Origin of the sequence: uncultured Parabacteroides sp., from assembly GCF_905196875.1 — a bacterium.
GTDB lineage: Bacteria > Bacteroidota > Bacteroidia > Bacteroidales > Tannerellaceae > Parabacteroides.
Genome location: NZ_CAJJWO010000021.1, coordinates 55,693 through 73,952, shown reverse-complemented (window position 1 = coordinate 73,952; position 18,260 = coordinate 55,693). Strand labels below are relative to the sequence as shown.

The 18,260-nt window shown below is 45.7% G+C and carries 9 protein-coding genes; 8 read left to right on the top strand and 1 reads right to left on the bottom strand.

All coding sequences use genetic code 11. From position 1 onward, the window contains the following. The 8 genes from QZ076_RS09525 to QZ076_RS09490 all read left to right on the top strand — a co-directional run. Positions 1–212, top strand: a 212-nt coding sequence (locus QZ076_RS09525) for a hypothetical protein (RefSeq protein ID WP_293712799.1), incomplete at its 5' end; no start/stop codon positions are given. 469 nt (positions 213–681) lie between these two features. Next, the gene (locus QZ076_RS09520; protein ID WP_293712797.1) at positions 682–1,416 is read left to right on the top strand and encodes a DUF5668 domain-containing protein; all 735 of its coding nucleotides are present in this window, start codon (positions 682–684) and stop codon (positions 1,414–1,416) included. Positions 1,417–1,418: 2 nt separating this feature from the next. Next, positions 1,419–2,219, top strand: a complete 801-nt coding sequence (locus QZ076_RS09515; protein WP_293712795.1) for a LytTR family DNA-binding domain-containing protein — start codon at positions 1,419–1,421, stop codon at positions 2,217–2,219. Between the two features lie 448 nt (positions 2,220–2,667). Continuing rightward, a complete protein-coding gene (locus QZ076_RS09510) occupies positions 2,668–4,872 on the top strand; it encodes an alpha-galactosidase (RefSeq protein ID WP_293712793.1) in 2,205 nt (734 codons plus the stop codon). A gap of 29 nt (positions 4,873–4,901) precedes the next feature. Continuing rightward, complete coding sequence (locus tag QZ076_RS09505) at positions 4,902–6,899, top strand: alpha-galactosidase (protein WP_293712791.1); 1,998 nt, start codon at positions 4,902–4,904, stop codon at positions 6,897–6,899. A 21-nt stretch (positions 6,900–6,920) separates the two neighbouring features. After that, positions 6,921–10,019: a TonB-dependent receptor gene (locus QZ076_RS09500; RefSeq protein WP_293712789.1), complete on the top strand. Its 3,099-nt coding sequence runs from the start codon at positions 6,921–6,923 to the stop codon at positions 10,017–10,019. Positions 10,020–10,040: 21 nt separating this feature from the next. After that, positions 10,041–11,618, top strand: coding sequence for a RagB/SusD family nutrient uptake outer membrane protein (locus QZ076_RS09495; RefSeq protein WP_293712787.1), 1,578 nt, complete (start codon positions 10,041–10,043; stop codon positions 11,616–11,618). A 181-nt stretch (positions 11,619–11,799) separates the two neighbouring features. Then, positions 11,800–14,142: a hypothetical protein gene (locus QZ076_RS09490; protein WP_293712785.1), complete on the top strand. Its 2,343-nt coding sequence runs from the start codon at positions 11,800–11,802 to the stop codon at positions 14,140–14,142. A gap of 8 nt (positions 14,143–14,150) precedes the next feature. Here QZ076_RS09490 and QZ076_RS09485 read toward each other — a convergent pair whose 3' ends face one another. Then, positions 14,151–18,110 (bottom strand): two-component regulator propeller domain-containing protein, encoded by a 3,960-nt coding sequence (locus QZ076_RS09485; protein WP_365325203.1) that lies wholly within the window; start codon positions 18,108–18,110, stop codon positions 14,151–14,153. Positions 18,111–18,260 lie beyond the last annotated feature (150 nt).

Sequence of the window (18,260 nt, the reverse complement as noted above, 5' to 3'; positions counted from 1 at the left end):
AGATAGACCTGCCGGATCTTGTCGCTAAACATACGTCCGGTGTCGCGGTCTGCCAGTATAACATCTGTTCGGTGAAGGGATTGATAAACTTTCCCATAGCTAAGATATTTTATTGGTTGCCGTCTGAAACAGGCGGTAAGGCAAAGATACTAATTATTTTAATTGGCAAGCATTCCGGAGGCTGTTTTTCAGATAATGTGACTCATATCTGAACAATTATGAAGCCCCAATGAAGCCTCAATGAACGCAGAATCAGAGGCGGGTTCATGGTGATTATGGTTGAATATTAAGGGTAATGGAGAGAGTGATGAAGGCTGAAAGCACAGTGGTTCATATCTTTATATATACTGAATATCGGATGATACCGCAAAAATAACGGAGTTTTACTTGTTTATATCAACCCTTAAGGCAGTCAAAGTCTACTATCGACCTTTCAGGAGTTACTGCTGAAGCTGTGTTGACTAAGCTGAATGCAGGAAATAAAGAGGCCCTTACAGCCGGTATCTGTATCAAGTTCGGATGCAATTAGAAGAATTAAGGGGGCATATGCGAAATATACCCCCTTTTTTGTCGATATTTATCGGCAATTCACCGATATTTGACCTTGATAGGACGTATTTCTATTGTTGGGATAACTGGAGAGGCATACTTTTGCCGGAAAACAATTAAACTGTATTTATTATGAATGGTAGAAGAAACTTATTTTGGGCGATCCCATTTATCGTAGTGGGCGTTGTGTGGATAATGAACAATATGGGGGTGATCACTTCCGATATTTTCCATATTATTGTTTCCTGGCAAATGCTTGTCATATATGTCGGTTTGGGTAGTATCTCCCGGCGGCATTATGTAGGGGGAATGATTACCATGCTGGTTGGCATTGCTTTTCTGATGCCGGAATTGGGATGGCTGGATAGTGACTGGTTGGAGGTGTACTGGCCGGCGGCATTTGTTATTGTCGGTTTGATGATGATCTTCGAACCGCGGAAAAGGAAACAGCAGTTTCGGGATAACGGGGAGAATTATCATACAGGACATACTGTTGCCGGCAAAACGAAAACTGATTTTGTGAATACAGACGGTTATGTGGAGTCGGATAATACATTTGGCTATGTAGAACAAATTATTCTGGATCCGGTATTCAGGGGAGCACGTATCAGATCAGTGTTTGGTGGCACAGTACTGGATTTGCGGAAAACCAGGCTGGAAACACCGAAGACGTATATCGATATAGATTGTAAATTTGCCGGAGTGGAAATATATATCCCTGCCGACTGGCAGCTTACTTGCCATGCATCGCCTATGATGGGAGGTTGCGATGATAAACGCTTTAATGCCTCGATCGAGATGGACCGCGAGCATATCTTGGTGGTTCGTGGAAATATTGTGTTTGGTGGGGTTGAATTCAAGAGTTGATTATGCAGACACATCCGTTTATCAATTCTGTCGTATGTAGAATAGCGGCTCTTGCCTTAGCTGTAGGCGGTTGCTGTGTAAGTGCGTTGTTGCTATATTATTATGGACATACGGGATGGTTGGTCGCTTGGCTCGATAGCCTGGTCTCTGTCGGTCTGTTCTGCGTATCCGGTTTTTTCTTCTGGCATGTGACGGGTATATTGCGTTTGCCGCAGGCCCAGATTGGGTTAGCAGCAGGTGTTCTGGCAATTTCTGTTGCCGGAGGATATTTGGCAGACGTATCAGTCTCGCCCGACCGGATGGATTGGTTTGCTTCCACGATTCCTTTCCGCGTTTTATTCGGATCGATGGGGTGGATTATTCTGGCTCAGTGGTACTATATCCGGTGGAAAGCGGCACAGCAAGAAGAGCAGGAACAAGGAGAAGAAGAAAATTCTGCGGTAGAAACAATCCTGTCACCGGAAGACGAGCCTATGTCAGACCGTATATCGGTAAAAGACGGCAGCCGTATCCATCTGATCCCTCTGGACGAATTGCTTTATATTCAGGCCAGCGGCGATTACGTCACACTTTTTACCACAAACGGGCAGTATGTGAAGGAGCAGACAATGAAATACTTTGACGCTCATTTGCCAGCCAATACTTTTATCCGTATCCACCGTTCCTGTATAGTGAACTGTGAATATATTACACGTATAGAGTTATTCGGAAAAGAAACCTGGCAGGTACGGTTGAAGACCGGTGCTTCCCTTCGGGCGAGTGCAGGTGGATATAAATTGTTGAAAGAGCGTCTTTCTCTGTGAAAAGAAGACAGGGAAGTGTTAATTTTAGCAGAATTTGATTGTAATGTATATAGTTTTGTGTTCGATAACATAATTTGGCACAGATAAGTGTCTTGCTTAACTTTTATTAGTCGGAAAAGACTTGACAAAAGGTCTTTGCAGGTGTATCTTTGCATTGTGGTTTTTTCATAATAGTATTAGATTTAAGGTTAACAAAGTTGGTTAGGGGTTGTCGTGAGACAGCCTTTAATGTTTTATAGGGGTTTGCATTTATAGATGCAAACCTTTTTTGTTTTCTGTCCCATTTGCTGCCCGTAACAAATGCGTCAAAAAATGACGTAAATGTTGCAATCCCATTAATTTCCTCTGAATTAAGTGCATAAATACAAATTATTGGCGAATCTGTACTTTCCGTACCTCTGTTTATTGACTTAGTTTGCACCATCAACATTGAATTAAGTAAACAGACATGAAAACACTATTGTTAACTGTAGCCCTGCTATTGGGATGTGTAACCGTTTCCTCACAGGAAAAAGAGGCGGGAATTATCTCCGTATCTACAAACGATCTGGAGATGGTCTTTTCCATCTCGCCGGACAAGAAAGTAGTATATAATTATTTCGGAAATAAGTTTCAGCATGTATCTCCTTTTATAAATAAGGAATATAAGGAACAGCCGGACAATGGTACCGGTTTTGCTCCGGCAATCTATCCTGCCTACGGAGGCCGCCTTTCTCTAAACCCGGCATTAAAACTGACCCACCACGATGGTGTTCAGACTAGCGAATTAATATATTTAGACCATAAAGTAAAAAACATCGACAACAACCGGACGGAAACAGTGATCGAACTGAAAGATCCTTTGTATCCGGTATTCGTTCATCTGAATTTCACCGCCTGCAAGGATGAAAATGTAATCTGCCAGTCGGTTGCGATTTCCCATCAGGAAAATGGTAAACTGGCTGTCGAAAATATAGCCTCTGCTTATCTCCCTCTGCATGCAGACGCTTATTATCTGACTCATTTCCACGGTACATGGGCTTCCGAAATGCAGCTGGTGGAAGAAAAACTTACACCCGGTACCAAACGGATCGAATCGAAGAAAGGTGTACGCACTACCCAGTCTGAAAACTCTTCTTTCCTGCTGTCGCTCAACGGTCCTGCTTACGAGGATATGGGTGAAGTATATGGCGGTTCTCTTGCCTGGTCGGGTAATTACCAGATCTCTTTCGAACAGGATGAATGCGGCATGCTGCATATATTGACGGGGATGAATGATTTTGCTTCTACCTATAATCTGGAACCCGGCAAAACATTGCAGACACCGGAGATGGTATGGACATATAGTTCGACAGGTAAAGGGCAGGTATCGAGAAACCTGCACGACTGGTCACGCAAATATGCACTGGCTCATGGCGACTGGGAGTTACCGGTTGTCCTCAACAGTTGGGAAGGTGCTTATTTCGACTTTACCGAGAAGACAATCACCGACATGATCGACGCTGCTGCCGACTTCGGGGTGGAGATGTTCGTACTCGACGACGGATGGTTTGGTAATAAGTATCCGCGTAACTCGGATAAAGTAGGATTAGGTGACTGGCAGGTAAATAAGAAGAAATTGCCACGCGGTATCGATTACCTGGCAAAGTATGCTGTAAATAAAGGTGTGAAGTTCGGTATCTGGATCGAGCCCGAAATGGTTAGCCCGAAGAGCGAACTGGCCGAAAAGCATCCGGAGTGGATCGTAAAGAGCGGTAAGCGCGAGATTATCCCGATGCGTAACCAGTGGTTGCTCGACCTGAGTAATCCGGCTGTGCAGGACTTTGTCGTAAAGACCTTCGATGAGGTGATCGCCCTCTCTCCCGATATCTCCTATATTAAATGGGATGCGAACCGCCATGTCGACAACTTCGGTTCCGAGTATCTTTCCAAAGAAGACCAGACCCATTTCTGGATCGAGTACACAAAAGGCCTGTACAGCGCCTATGAACGTATTCGTGCCAAACATCCGGACGTGATGATCCAGTTATGTTCTTCCGGTGGCGGACGCCTGGACTTCGGAGCCCTGAAATACCACGACGAATTCTGGGCAAGCGATAACACCAATTCGCTCGACCGTATATTCATTCAATACAGCACGAATCTTTTCTTCCCGGCAAAGGCAACCGCCGCCCACGTTTCGACAACTCCGAACCATCAGACAGGTATGATGGCGCCCCTGAAATTCCGTTTCGATGTCGCCATGTCGGGCCGTCTGGGTATGGAGCTGCAACCGAAAGACCTCACCCCGGAAGAGCTTCCTTTTGCAAAAGAAGCAGTGGCGAACTATAAGCGTATCCGTCCGATCGTGCAGTTGGGTGACCTCTATCGCCTTAAATCTCCTTACGATGCGACGGGATGGGCCTCGCAAATGTATGTATCCAAAGACAAGAAAGAATCGGTATTTTTCGCTTACAGCCTCAAATATCACGGACGTACAACATTCTTTGAGACCAGATTGAAAGGACTGGACCCGGCTAAGATGTATAAGATCACCGAATTGAATAAAGCCGGGAACAGTTCCTTCTACGGAGACGGTCAGGTATTTCCCGGCGATTACCTGATGAATGCTGGTATCAGCCTGAAGATCGGGAATACCTATGAAAGTACTGTCCTATTGATCACAGAACAATAAGTCGAATACAAACAATTAATTATCAATACATGAAACTCATCAATTTAAATCTGCTGCTATTGCTCGCCCTGCTTGTGTCCTGTGGTGACTCTTCCGTTTCTTCCGGGAAATGGACGGTCGGCTATGATCTGGCACAGAAAGGCCACCGCATCGAGAAAGAGAACCGGCTGCTTTCCGATGGGCTTTACGCCTCTTACAAACTGGGTGACAGATTGGTCACGACACGTGACTACCGGAGTAGCCGGTTGGAAGTATCCGCTATCAACGATGCTTTCGGTCAGGGAACGTTATTGCAGGTTACTTATACCGACAGTAGTCTGCCTGTACTCGTGCAATCTTTCTACATCTATCCGGAGAAGGATTATTTGCTGACGGAATTCACTCTCGAAGGAGGGGATACCGATGTCGAATCGAATTATATGGCTCCGGTCAATATCGACCGTATGCCTGCCTTGCTTGCCGCAGGAGATAACCGGGCATTGTTCCAGCCTTTCGATAACGATTGCTGGATACGGTATCAGTCTTATCCGCTGACTTTCGATAAGTTACGCAGCTATGAGGTCGCTACCGTATTTAATAATAACGACCGCAACGGCCTTATCGTCGGATCGGTAGAACATTCCGACTGGAAGACCGGTATCGATATGAGCCGGGGCGATCGCAATAATATCGGTTCGCTGGTTTGTTTCGGGGGAGTTGCCGATACGTTGACACGCGACTCGAAGGCACATGGTGCCCTGAAAGGGAAAGAGGTGAAATCTCCGAAAGTCTTTGTCGGTTTCTTCAACGACTGGCGTGCCGGACTGGAAGAATACGGAAAAGCGAATGCCGTGGTTGCCCCTGTGAAGAAGTGGCCGGGTGCCGTCACTTTCGGCTGGAACAGCTGGGGGGCGTTGCAGTTCCGGTTGAATCATCAGAATGCCGTTGAGGTATCCGATTTCTTCAAGAACAATTTGCAGAACAATCATTTTGTGAATGCCGATGGTAACGTGACGATCGGTCTCGATTCCGGCTGGAACAGCTTCACGGAGGAAGAACTGAAAGATTTCGTAGACCATTGTGCTGCCAACGGCCAGATAGCCGGTGTGTACTGGACGCCTTTTACCGATTGGTGGAAACAACCCGAAGAGACGATTAAAGACGCTCCCGATTATAAATACAAAGATGTCTACCTCTACGCCAACGGCCGGACACAGGAACTGGACGGTGCATACGCCATCGACCCGACTCACCCGGCTATCGAGGAGATGATGAAGAAAACTTCTAGCCTGTTCCACCGTTGCGGCTTTAAGTATGTGAAGATGGACTTTATGACGCATGGCGCGATGGAAGCCGACAAATGGTATAATCCGGAGATACAAACCGGTATCCAGGCATATAACTACGGTATGCAACTGCTCGATAAATATTTCGGCGATATGTATATCAACCTGTCGATTTCTCCTGTATTCCCGGCACATTATGCCAATTCGCGCCGTATCGCCTGCGATGCTTGGAATAAGATCAAAGATACCGAGTATACGCTGAATGCCCTTTCTTACGGCTGGTGGCAGGATGAAGTGTATCAGTATAACGATGCCGACCACTTGGTGTTGCGCGAAGCTACCGAAGGAGAGAACCGTGCCCGTATCACTTCCGGAGCCATCACCGGCCTGTATATCATCGGCGACGATTTCAGTAAAGGCGGCAAGCAGGTCGATAAAGATCGTGCCGTGAAGTTCCTGACTAATCCTGAAGTAAATGCCGTTGCCAAAGGTATCTCGTTCAGTCCGGTAGAAGGAAATGGAGAGCGTTCGGAAAATCTATTTATCCATCATGATGCGGATGGTACGTTTTATTTTGCTATTTTTAATTATTCGGAAGAGGAGATGAGTACCTCTATTTCGCTCGAACGCCTTGGTCTGGAACCGGCTGTTACCTATCAGGCAAAAGAGCTTTGGAGTGGGAATGAACAATCCGTAAAAGAAAAACTGACAGTGACGGTTCCTGCTAAGGATGCGTTGCTTTACAAAATTAGAAACAACTAATGTTCTTTAAATTTATCAATTATGAAACAGATCAGGATTTTTAGTATTTTGATGATGCTTGTGTTATGCTGCGGTACCGTTTTCGCACAGGGCATAACAATTACAGGTACAATCACCGACGCTAAAACGTCGGAGTCGCTCCCGGGAGCGAGCGTTGTTCTCAAGGGAACAACGCAGGGAACTATCTCGGATATGGATGGAAAATATTCCATTTCTGCCACACCAGGTGCCATCTTGGTAGTGAGCTACATTGGATATGACACGAAAGAAGTAAAAGTCGGAAACCAAAACGTTATTAATGTATCCCTTTCAGAAGACTCACAATCTATCGACGAAGTCGTTATTGTTGGTGCTTCCATGAAGAAAAGCGACCTGACAGGTGCTATCGCTCATGTTGATGCGAAAGTGTTGGAAGAAAGACCGGTGACAACCGTTAATGATGCTCTTCAGGGACGTGTTGCCGGTGTATTGATCACTAAGGGAACCCGTCCGGGCGATGATTCCAGCATCAAGATTCGTGGTGTGAATACGATCAACTCAGGCTCCGATCCTATCTATGTGGTCGACGGTCTAGTAATGGGTAACGGTTATGGCGGTTTTAACGCTATCAATGTGAACGACGTTGCTTCCGTTCAGGTATTGAAAGATGCTTCGGCAACAGCTCTTTACGGATCGCGCGGAGCCAATGGTGTGGTTCTTATCACGACCAAGAAAGGTAAAATCGGTGAAGGACGCGTAACATACGATGGTTGGGTTGGCTTCTCCCAAATTACCCAACGACCGAATACACTGAATGCTTCACAACTATTCGACCTGCGTGTGGATGCTTTTGCCAATGGTTATATGCATGATAATCCAACAGCAAACCGCCAGGATTATATCGACAACACTCTTATGAAAACCAATACGGCTTTCTCTGAGCAGGAGTTTGCTGCATATCGTGCCGGTCAGAGCTACAACTGGCTGGATGAGGTGGCAAGTACCGGATTCCAACAGAATCATTCTGTCAGCTTCTCCAACGCAACAGAAAAGAACAACATCTATGTTAGCTTCGACTATGCCAATATCGACGGATTGATCGGCGATACCAAAGAAAAGAAATACTCCGGTCGTATCAATGCGGAATCTATGATCAAACCGTGGTTGAAGATCGGTACGAATTCCTCTTTCTCGCGTACGGAAAACAACTTGCCGACAGACGACGTGTACGACAAGGCGTTGAACGCAAATCCGTTATTGGACCCGGCCCCGTATAGAGACCCTTCAACCCGTTATACCTGGGATTATCTGACACTTTACTACCGTGCCCACAATGAAGGCAACAACAACGATTACAACCCCTTTAACTCGCAGGAAGTTGCCCGCGAACGTGCCCGTAACCGTTTCCTGTCTTCCAATTACATCAATATCAATCCGATTGAAGGATTGAATATCCGTTCTACATTCGCACTCGATGTGTCTTCACAGACCTGGTTCGAATATACACCGAGCTACATTCAGGAAGCTATCCGTCACTATAACGGCGATGCAAGAGCCAAACACGAAAGATGGTCGCAGCTGAACTGGCAATGGGATAATACGATCACCTACGATAAGACGATCAATAAACACCGCATGAACTTCCTGTTCGGTACGAGTACGACCAAGAATACGGAAAACTATACAAAGGTACAGGGCGACCGTTTCGCCAGTGACGACTTGCTGTGGAACGACCTGAAAGGTGCTGCCGCTAACGATAAGAAAGAACTCGATTCCGACTTTAAAGGTAACACGCTTGTTTCTGTATTGGGTAGAGTGAACTACAACTATGATATGCGTTACTATTTGACAGCTACAGCCCGTTACGACGGTTCTTCCAAGTTCGCCGAAGGACATCGTTGGGGTGTTTTGCCGTCTTTCTCTGCAGCATGGGATGTGACGAATGAAGCATTCATGGAAGATCAGAACATCTTCGACCGTTTGAAACTGCGCGTTGGTTATGGTGTGGTTGGTAATCAGGAAATCGAAAATTATGCCTACCGTACCCTTTATTTTTCTTCTGTCAGCAATGGCGAAGCATCTTACGCCACCAGTGGTTTGAGAGGTACGCCTGCCATCACCTGGGAAAAACAGAAACAGACCAATATCGGTGTCGACATGGCATTCCTGAACGACCGTTTGAACGTCTCTTTGGACGGATTCTTTATCAAGAACGATAACTTGCTGATGAAGCATTCATTGCCGCTCACTTCCGGTTACAGTGAAACATGGGAAAACATCGGTTCTGTCAAGAATAAAGGTTTCGAAGCAACGATCAATGCGACTCCGATACAGACCAAAGACTTTACCTGGAACATAAATGCCAATATCTCATTCGACAAGAATGAGGTTTCGAAACTGTACGGAGATGTAAGAGAAATCCTGAATGCGAAGGATGACCTACGCGAGAAGAACATCTTTCTGGGCGAATCACTGAATAATATTTATACCTATAAGACAGGCGGTATTGCCAACGAATCGAATCGTAGCGAATGGGAAAACCTCGACTTCAACGGCAAGCATGTCAGCCTGGGCGATCTGTTCCCGCAGGATATTTCCGGTCCTGACGGTGTACCCGACGGGGTAGTAGATCAGCATGACCGTATGGTTGTAGGAAAGAAAGATCCGAAGTTTTACGGAGGATTTGCTACCGACTTCAGCTATAAAGGCATCACATTGAACGCTGTTTTCAACTATTCTTACGGAGCAAAGAAGATCAGTTCTTATTATGAAACATTGATCAACAGTACCGGTACTAGTATGGCTTCCGAAGATCTGCTGAATCGCTGGACACCCGAAAATACCGGAGCATCCGTTCCCCGTGTAATTGCCAATACAACCAGCGGTTACAATCGTTATAACCCTTCTGATATGGATTATACGATCCAGAACGCCTCTTACTTACGTTTGTCTACTCTGACATTGGCTTATTCATTCCCGAAGCCTTTGTTGAGTCAGATAAAGGTCGAAAACTTGCGTGTTTACTTCACGGCATCCAACTTGTTCTGTGTCACCAAATACAAAGGATTCGATCCTGAAACAGGCGATTACGGTTATCCTCCGACAAAGATGTATGTATTTGGTTTGAACTTTAGTTTTTAACGGCATAAATAGGAAACAATTATGAAAAAGAGATATAATTTAATCGGATTACTGGCTTTGGCACTCACTGCCGGGATCACCACCTCTTGTTCCGACTTCCTGACACAGGAGAACAAGAAAGCATTGACGGAAGAACAGATTTATTCAGATGTAGAGTTTATCGAACTGAACCTAAAGGGTATATACAACACCTGGCGCGATAATACCCGCCAGGACGAACGTGCCTGGTTTCTGATGACCGGTACCGACGAGATACAACGCGGTGCGCTTCAGAATAAGGGAGGTGGCGAAGGTGCGGCTATGGACCGTTACGATGCCAACATGAACTCGCTTCACAGCAAGGTGAAGGACCAGTGGAACAAACGTTTCCCGGTTGTTACCGCAGCAGCCAAGATTATCCGTGCTCTCGATACTCCCGAGTTGGCGGCAGGGACAAAAGAGGCTGAACTTTTGGGTGAAGCTTCTTTCATCCGTGGATTCGTCGATTACGAACTGGCTATGTATTGGGGAGAAATACCTATCATCGATCTGGCTAAATTGGATGAAACCGGTTATGGACGCCAGCCGTTGACCGATGTATGGCAGTTTATTATCAACGACCTCGAGAAGGCCGCTAAATACGCACCGAAAACCAATACGGCCGGACGTGCTACTTCCGGTGCCGGGTATACCATGCTGGGGAAAGCCTATATGTCTGCTCCGGTTGAGACCGGCCTGCGCGACTTCAATAAAGCGAAGGAATGTTTTGAGACGGTAATGGGGATGGGATACCAATTGGTTCCTTATGCGGACCTGTGGAACTACGAAAAACCAAATACGGCCGAATCCATCTACGAATTTCAGTTCAACAACAACCCGAACCGTAATCAGATTCAGTTCCAGATCGGTTCGCGTGTAGCACAGAACTGGTGGACCGACGGATGTTATTATGCCGGCTACGACCATGTCGTTGTTACCGAATATGCTTATGAAACAGTTGCAAACGGCGGTATCTGGGAAGACGGCGATGTTCGTAAAGAAGAAAGTATCCGTTACGATTTTACCTATTACGGCGAAGTACCCAACTACGATTGTATTGCCTGGGAAGATCTGGGTGAAGACCATGATGAATTGAAACCGCACATAAAGAAATACGAAGACTTTCGTACCGACCAGCATTCCGGCCTGGGCATCAATAATATGTGGAACTCCGGAAAGAATATTCCGGCTCTCCGCTATGCCGATGTTCTTCTCAGCTACGCCGAATGTCTGAACGAATTGGGACAAACCGGGCAGGCTGTTGAAAAGGTAAACGAAGTGCGCAACCGTGCCTGGGGCTTTAGCATTCCGGCTGATAAGAAGTGGGATGCAGGTCTGTCGCAGGATGCTTTCCGTGTAAAGATACTCGATGAACGTATCCGTGAGTTTCTAGGTGAGAACTGGCGCCGTGCCGATTTGATCCGTACCGGCAAGTTTGTCGAATATATCAAGGAACGCAACAAATGGGCAAAACGCTCCGGAACGATCCTGGATTATACCGTCCGCTCCCCGATCCCTAACGAAGAGATCGAACAGAATCCGGACATGACTTCCGACGATCAGAATCCGGGTTACAGGTAGTAGTAAAGCCGTTCCGGTTTCCTGCGCAGGGAACTGGAACTTCCGAAGCAAACAACTATCAGGAAACTGTACTCGGCTGATAATTAATAGAGGCATAAATTGTAAGTGGAGAAAGCACCGGGGAAGCGTAACTTTACCCGGTGCTTTATTTACTGACCGCATTAAACTGATATATATGATCATGAAAAAGAATTTACTAAGAATTACCCTGCTTTTTTGTCTTGTCTGTCTGTTCATGGGAAGTGAAACCTTTGCAGCCGACCAGCAGGTGATAACCTCCGGCGACTGGAAAATCGTTTATAACAATGATACAAAAAACTGTGACTTTATTCACCAGGGAAAAATAATATTGGCGGGTGTTTTCGTTCAGGCCAAAGACAAAGACCGACTGCTGCGCAGTACGGAATACGGCCGGCCGGCCTTCTCGGAAGAAGAAGTGGACGATGTTTTCGGAGTCGGACATAAATATACATTTACGTATCCCGGACAGGATGGAAAGCCTTCCCTTCAGCAACTTTTTTATTTCTACCCCGATAAAAATTATTTCCTGACAGAAGCTTGTCTGGTTTCCGTCGACGTTACATCGAGCAATTATATTGCCCCGGTAGTTACGGAAACACCCAACTCTTTCTTAAGTGCAAACACTTCCAACCGTGTCCTGTCTGTCCCATTCGACAATGATGCCTGGATTGGTTACTCCTCATTAGCTTTGTCGGTCGACTCCGTTTCTTTCGAAGTGACCTCCATCTATTGCGGTGATACCCGTGAAGGACTGATACTCGGCTCAGTGGAACACGATACCTGGAAGACCGGAATCCGTTATTCCACTTCAGGCAACCAACGACTGAACCGTCTGGAATGTTTTGGCGGCATCAGCCACCGCCTGACTCACGATATTGATGCCAACGGTTCAAAACCTCATGGCAGTATCTCCGGAACGCAATTGAAATCACCGAAGCTGCTGATTGGTTTCTTTGACGATTGGCGTAAAGGTTTGGAAACCTATGGCGAAGCCAATGCGCTGGTTACTCCGCCCCGTAAATGGTCGAAAGGAAATATCTTTGGCTGGAATAGTTGGGGAGCTATGGCTGAAAACCTGAACTTTGCCGGAGCACTGGACGTTTCCGATTATGTCAGCACGAATTTGCAGCCTAACAATTTCACCAACGACGGCACTACTTATTTGATCCTTGATTCCTATTGGGATAATCTGAACGATTACCAGTTGCGGGCATTCGCCAAACAGTGTGTCGATAACGGACAAGTTCCTGGTATTTACTGGTCGCCTTTCTCCGACTGGGGCGAAAATGGGAGCCGTACCATCGAAGGAAGTAAATATAAGTATGGGGAAGCCTATTTATATGTAAACGGACAGCCTAAAAAGATTGCCTCCCGTGCCATGGATCCGACCCATCCCGGAACGCGCGAACGGATGAGTTATTTCATTAACCGCTTTAAAGAATTCGGTTACAAATATATCAAGTTCGATTTTCTGAATAATGGTATTCTGGAAGCAGACTCTTATTATGATAAGAATATCACAACCGGCGTGCAAGCCTACAACAGCGGTATGCAGTATCTGGCCGAATTGTGCGGAGACGATATCTTCATGGCTTTATCCATCGCCCCTGCATTCCCTGCACAATATGGTAATTCGCGCCGTATTACTTGTGATGCCTGGGGAGCCAAAGAAGATACGGAATATGTAATGAATGGTCTTTCTTACGGCTGGTGGCTCGATAAAGTTTATAACTTTAATGATGCCGACCACCTGGTGCTTCATAAAGGTAATTATAATGAGGAAGAGAATCGTATGCGCATCACATCGGGAGTGATTACGGGTACTTATATCCTTGGCGATAACTTCAGCCGGAAAGGAACCTGCATCGGTGATCCGGTTGCCCGTAAGAAAGCAGAGGAATTTGCAACAAATGCCGATGTAAATGCAATTGCCCGTATCGGCAAATCTTTTTATCCGGTAGAAGGAGCAAAAGCTTCTGGAAAGAATAGTTGGGGACGTAACCGTGGCGAGAACCTTTTTATGCTGGATACGGAAGATATTTTGTATGTTGCTGTCTTTAATTATAAAGATCTGGCCTTCTCGGAAAATATAAAATTGTCAAGACTGGGACTTGTTTCTTCCGATGTAAAAGGAATTAAGGAATTGTGGACTGGACAGGATGTCTCATTGCAAGGTGAAGAAATCCCTGTATCTTTACCGGGGTGTGGAGTGAAGTTATATGGAATAGAAAAGAAAAGTTCGGGAACAGGTGTTTCTGATCTTATTGCACCGAATAAAAAGATCCTTGGTTGGGTAGGAAATGATCAATTGTTTATACAGACAGAAAAGGGCTTGAAAGATATTTTTATTTACTCGTCACAGGGAATATTGCAAAAAAAGTTTCCGGTTTTATATCCGCAGACCTGTTACATGATAAATATTGCCGATCTGCCGGAAGGCATTTTCTTTGTTCGGACAGTCACATCCCTGCATGAGATTGAGAGCTTGAAGTTTATAAAATAATTATTGTCTTATTGGCTTTGTTTTTCAAAATCTTTTGGGGACACACCAAACTGTTTTTGAAATATCTTACTAAAATAAGAAGGTGAGTTGATACCGACCAAATAGCAGATTTCTCCGATCCGGTGTTTGCCATCGAGTATCAACTCTGCCGCTTTTTTCAGACGGATCAGTCGGATAAAATCGTTGGGTGACAACCCTGATAAAACTTTTATTTTACGCAACAAGCTGGAGCGACTCAGAAAAAGTATTTCCGCTAATTTTTCTACACCGAAGTTTTCATCCGTGATGTTTTCGTGGATAATAGCGATGATCCGATCCATGAATTCCTTATCGGCTTTGTTCATCTGTATATTATTGACAGGGAAGAACGGACGTTTGGAGAAAGCCTCCCGTTCTTTCTGTCGGTTGTTCAGCAGGGAGAAAATCTGCGTTGTCAGGTAATTGAATGAAAACGGCTTCTCAACATAGGCTTCCGCACCCAGGCGCAGGCCGTTAATCTTACTGTCGAGATCATTTTTGGCTGTCAGAAAAATAACCGGAATATGGCTGAGTTCGATATCTGCTTTTATCTCCTTACATAGTTCGAGGCCGTTCATGACAGGCATCATAATGTCGCTGACGACAATATCGACAGGATGCTCGTGCAGGATTTCCAGCGCGGCTTTTCCATCGGGAGCGGTTTCCGTGATGAATAGATCCTGTAACTTTTCGGTGAGGAACGAACGCATCGTCTCGTTATCTTCTACAAGCAAAAGCGTATACTTCCTGCCTTCGACATTGACAGTGGTTTCTTCTTCGGGGAAGATGAGATCTTCGTGGATGACGGTGTTTTCCTGTTGACGGACTTTTTCCTGGACAAGAGGCAGTGTCAGTACGAATGAATTGTCGGAAGCTTCGGTGTCCAGCCAGAGCTTACCCGAGTGGAGCATGGCCAGCGAACGTGCCAGCGGTAAGCCTATGCCGGCACCGGACGAGCCCCCCTCTTTCTTGTTGATCTGGTAGAACGGTTCGAATATCTGCTGGCTGAGTTCGGCTGGTATCCGGTTCCCGTCGCTGACGATATGAATGCTGAAAGTAGTTTCTTCCCGTTGCAGCCGGATCCGGATCGTGTGGGCTGCATATTTGAGCGCATTGTTCAGCAGGTTACTTACTATTTTGATGACGGCTTCCTGGTCGATGGCTGCCATGATTTCCTCTTCGGGAATGTCAACGGATAGTATCTTATCCTGTTGCAGGATAGTCGGTTCGAAGCGCAGGATCGTATCTTTCAGCAACGTCGTGACATTGACCCAGGTGAAGTCCATCTTGAACTTATTGGCACCCACTTTCCGGAAGTCCAACAATTGGCCGGTCAGTTCGAGCAAACGTTTCGTATTCTGGGCGATCACGGTCAGATTGCGGGTGATCTTGTTATCCTGTATATGCATGTCGAGGATTGTCTCCAATGGGCCGTTGATCAATGTCAAAGGTGTACGTACCTCGTGGGCGATCTCAGTAAAGAACTCTACTTTTGCTTCGTAGAGCTCTTTCTCTTTGGCAATCTCGAATAGTTTTTGCTTTGCTTCCAGCTGCCGCTCCTTACGCCGTTTATACCAGCGGAACCATCCGTATATCAGGCATAGCACCAGTATCGTGTAAACGAAATAAGCCCAGGTCGATAGCCACCAGGGGGGAAGGATGGTGATGCGGAGCGAGGTGGCCTGCTGGTCGTCTGTGTTCTCTTCCAACGTTGCTTTTACGTGGAATATGTAATTGCCGGGAGGCAGCTTGGCATAGGATATATTCTGATTGCTATTCGATTTTACCCAGTTATAATCCAGTGGTTCCATCTTATAAAAGCATTCGTTGTGTGCGGACGAGTAAGAAGGTATAGCAACATCAAAACTTATATTCGACTGGTCGTAAGGCAATACGATCCGGTCGGTATGCAGGATGCTTTTATTTAACGGAGAGTGGGGAGTGTGAACTGTGACTTCCTGATTGTAAATACTGAATTTAGTAATATAAACGGGAGTTATCAAGTCATTTTTCCGGTCATCGTCCGGATTGAAGGCTATCAACCCGTCTATTGTCCCGAAATAAAATTTCCCATCGTGTGCTTTAACTCCTGAGTTGTAATGGAACTGGTTCCCGATCAGTCCGTCTCGGGTGGTGAATACACGGATATCTCCGGTTTCCGGTTTAAACTTCACAAGTCCCTGGTTTGTCCCGAACCAGAAATTATGATTATTGTCTTCCAGAATCTTATAAGCTACATCATCGGGCAATCCCTGTTTTTTGGAGAAAGCGGTGAAGTTATTATCCTTTTCATTATATCGGCAGATACCGCCCCGGTCGGTAGACAACCATATTTGTCCTTTGCTGTCTTCCATAACCGAACTGACGGAGTTTGAACTCAGACTATTCGCATCTTTCGGGTCATGAATGTATTTTTTGTAGGAATTATCATCCGGAGTATATTTCCAGATACCGCTTCCCATGGAAGCGATCCATATTCGTCCCTTACTATCTTCCATTATGTGAAAGATCCAGTCGAGCCCAACTTCATTTATTTTATTGAAATTCAGGGATCCGGGAGCCGATCGGTATAATCCCCATCCGTTACCAAGCCAGGTTTGTCCTTTGCTGTCGACCAAAAGGGCATAGACGCTTTCTTCGTCAATGTTCAGTTTTTGAGGACTGTAATGTTTTATCGATTGTGTGGATAAGTCGATGATGTCGAAACCTTGTTTGAACAGACCGCAATACAACTGATTTCCATGTATAGTCATACAGTGGGTCATCAGATGATTTTGCCGTTCAGCTGCGGGATATTGCAGTTGTGTTACTTCTCCGGTTTCCGGATCCAAAATATTAATGCCGTTATCTTCTGTTCCGATCCATATTTTTCCATCGGGCGCTTCAACGATTTCATGCATACGTCGCGTGTTGAGAGATTTTTCTGAGCTGGAAGGTACATATTTCTCAAACAGTAGTTTATTGTTCGGCAGGTAGTTGACACCTCCGAACTTAGTGCCGAGCCAAATCCCGCCTTCCCTGTCTTTATGGATGCAGAAAATGATGTTATCCGAAAGACTGTATGAATGCATCAGGTCTTCCTTCAGGTGGGTTACTTCTCCATGGGCTTCATCGACAATGAACAGTCCTGCATGCGAACAGACCCAAAGCTTTTCTTTGTCAAAGCAAACTACATCACGCAGTATCGTATGATGTACGCCTGGTGCTTTTACTGTTTGCAGGACGTTGGTCGCCGGATTATATTTCTTGAGTTCCCCGTCGTGGATAGCCAGAGCGATCCAGTCGCCGTATTCGCACATGGCAAAGATATATTCTCCCATCAGGGTATTTCCCTCTTTGTCGGTATGATATTGGGTAAACGAATCCGTTTCCGGGTCGTAACGGAAAATGCCGACGCCGGCTGTCCCGATCCATACGTCTCCGTTTTCTCTTACACAGATGGCTCCGGGACTTTCCCGTTTGATATTATCTTTGTTGGTGATGGCATAATAAGATAACTTTTCGTCTTTGTAGCGGAAAACGCCCTGGTCGGGAATCAGTATCCAGATGTTTCCTGAATGGTCGGAGATGATCCTGGCTACCCAGTTATCCATCTGCTCTCCATTTTCGGTTTTCATATCTATAAAAGTGAACAGGTCATATATCGGATCGTAGATATAGACTCCCCGGTCGGTTCCTACCCAAAGCTTTTTGTTTTCATCCTCAAAAAGGGCAGAGATGTTGTGGTCGCCTTTTCCGGCTATATAATCGTTGCAATTGATTGTTTGTATGGAGGTCCCGTCGTAACGGTTCAATCCGTTCTTTGTTCCGAACCACATAAATCCATAGCTGTCCTGCAATATTACTTTGACCTGGCTTTCCGACAGGCCGTCTTTACTCGATATATGTGAGAAGTAATAATTGAATGGTTTTCTATCGGCTGCATTAAGCTCCGACAGGCAGAAAATCATAAGCAGAAGATATAGAATGGGTTTCCTCATATGGTCGATCTCTGATATATTGTGTGTTCCGCTTACAAAGATGATGAAAAAAAATATAGCACCCAACAAAAACGAGAAAAAGGGTGCTTCACCATCAATGAAACACCCTTTTTATATTGT

Coding starts and splice junctions, on each gene's coding strand:
- QZ076_RS09520 (WP_293712797.1), top strand. CDS start 682: ATGAATGGTAGAAGAAACTTATTTTGGGCGATCCCATTTATCGTAGTG.
- QZ076_RS09515 (WP_293712795.1), top strand. CDS start 1,419: ATGCAGACACATCCGTTTATCAATTCTGTCGTATGTAGAATAGCGGCT.
- QZ076_RS09510 (WP_293712793.1), top strand. CDS start 2,668: ATGAAAACACTATTGTTAACTGTAGCCCTGCTATTGGGATGTGTAACC.
- QZ076_RS09505 (WP_293712791.1), top strand. CDS start 4,902: ATGAAACTCATCAATTTAAATCTGCTGCTATTGCTCGCCCTGCTTGTG.
- QZ076_RS09500 (WP_293712789.1), top strand. CDS start 6,921: ATGAAACAGATCAGGATTTTTAGTATTTTGATGATGCTTGTGTTATGC.
- QZ076_RS09495 (WP_293712787.1), top strand. CDS start 10,041: ATGAAAAAGAGATATAATTTAATCGGATTACTGGCTTTGGCACTCACT.
- QZ076_RS09490 (WP_293712785.1), top strand. CDS start 11,800: ATGAAAAAGAATTTACTAAGAATTACCCTGCTTTTTTGTCTTGTCTGT.
- QZ076_RS09485 (WP_365325203.1), bottom strand. CDS start 18,110: ATGATTTTCTGCCTGTCGGAGCTTAATGCAGCCGATAGAAAACCATTC.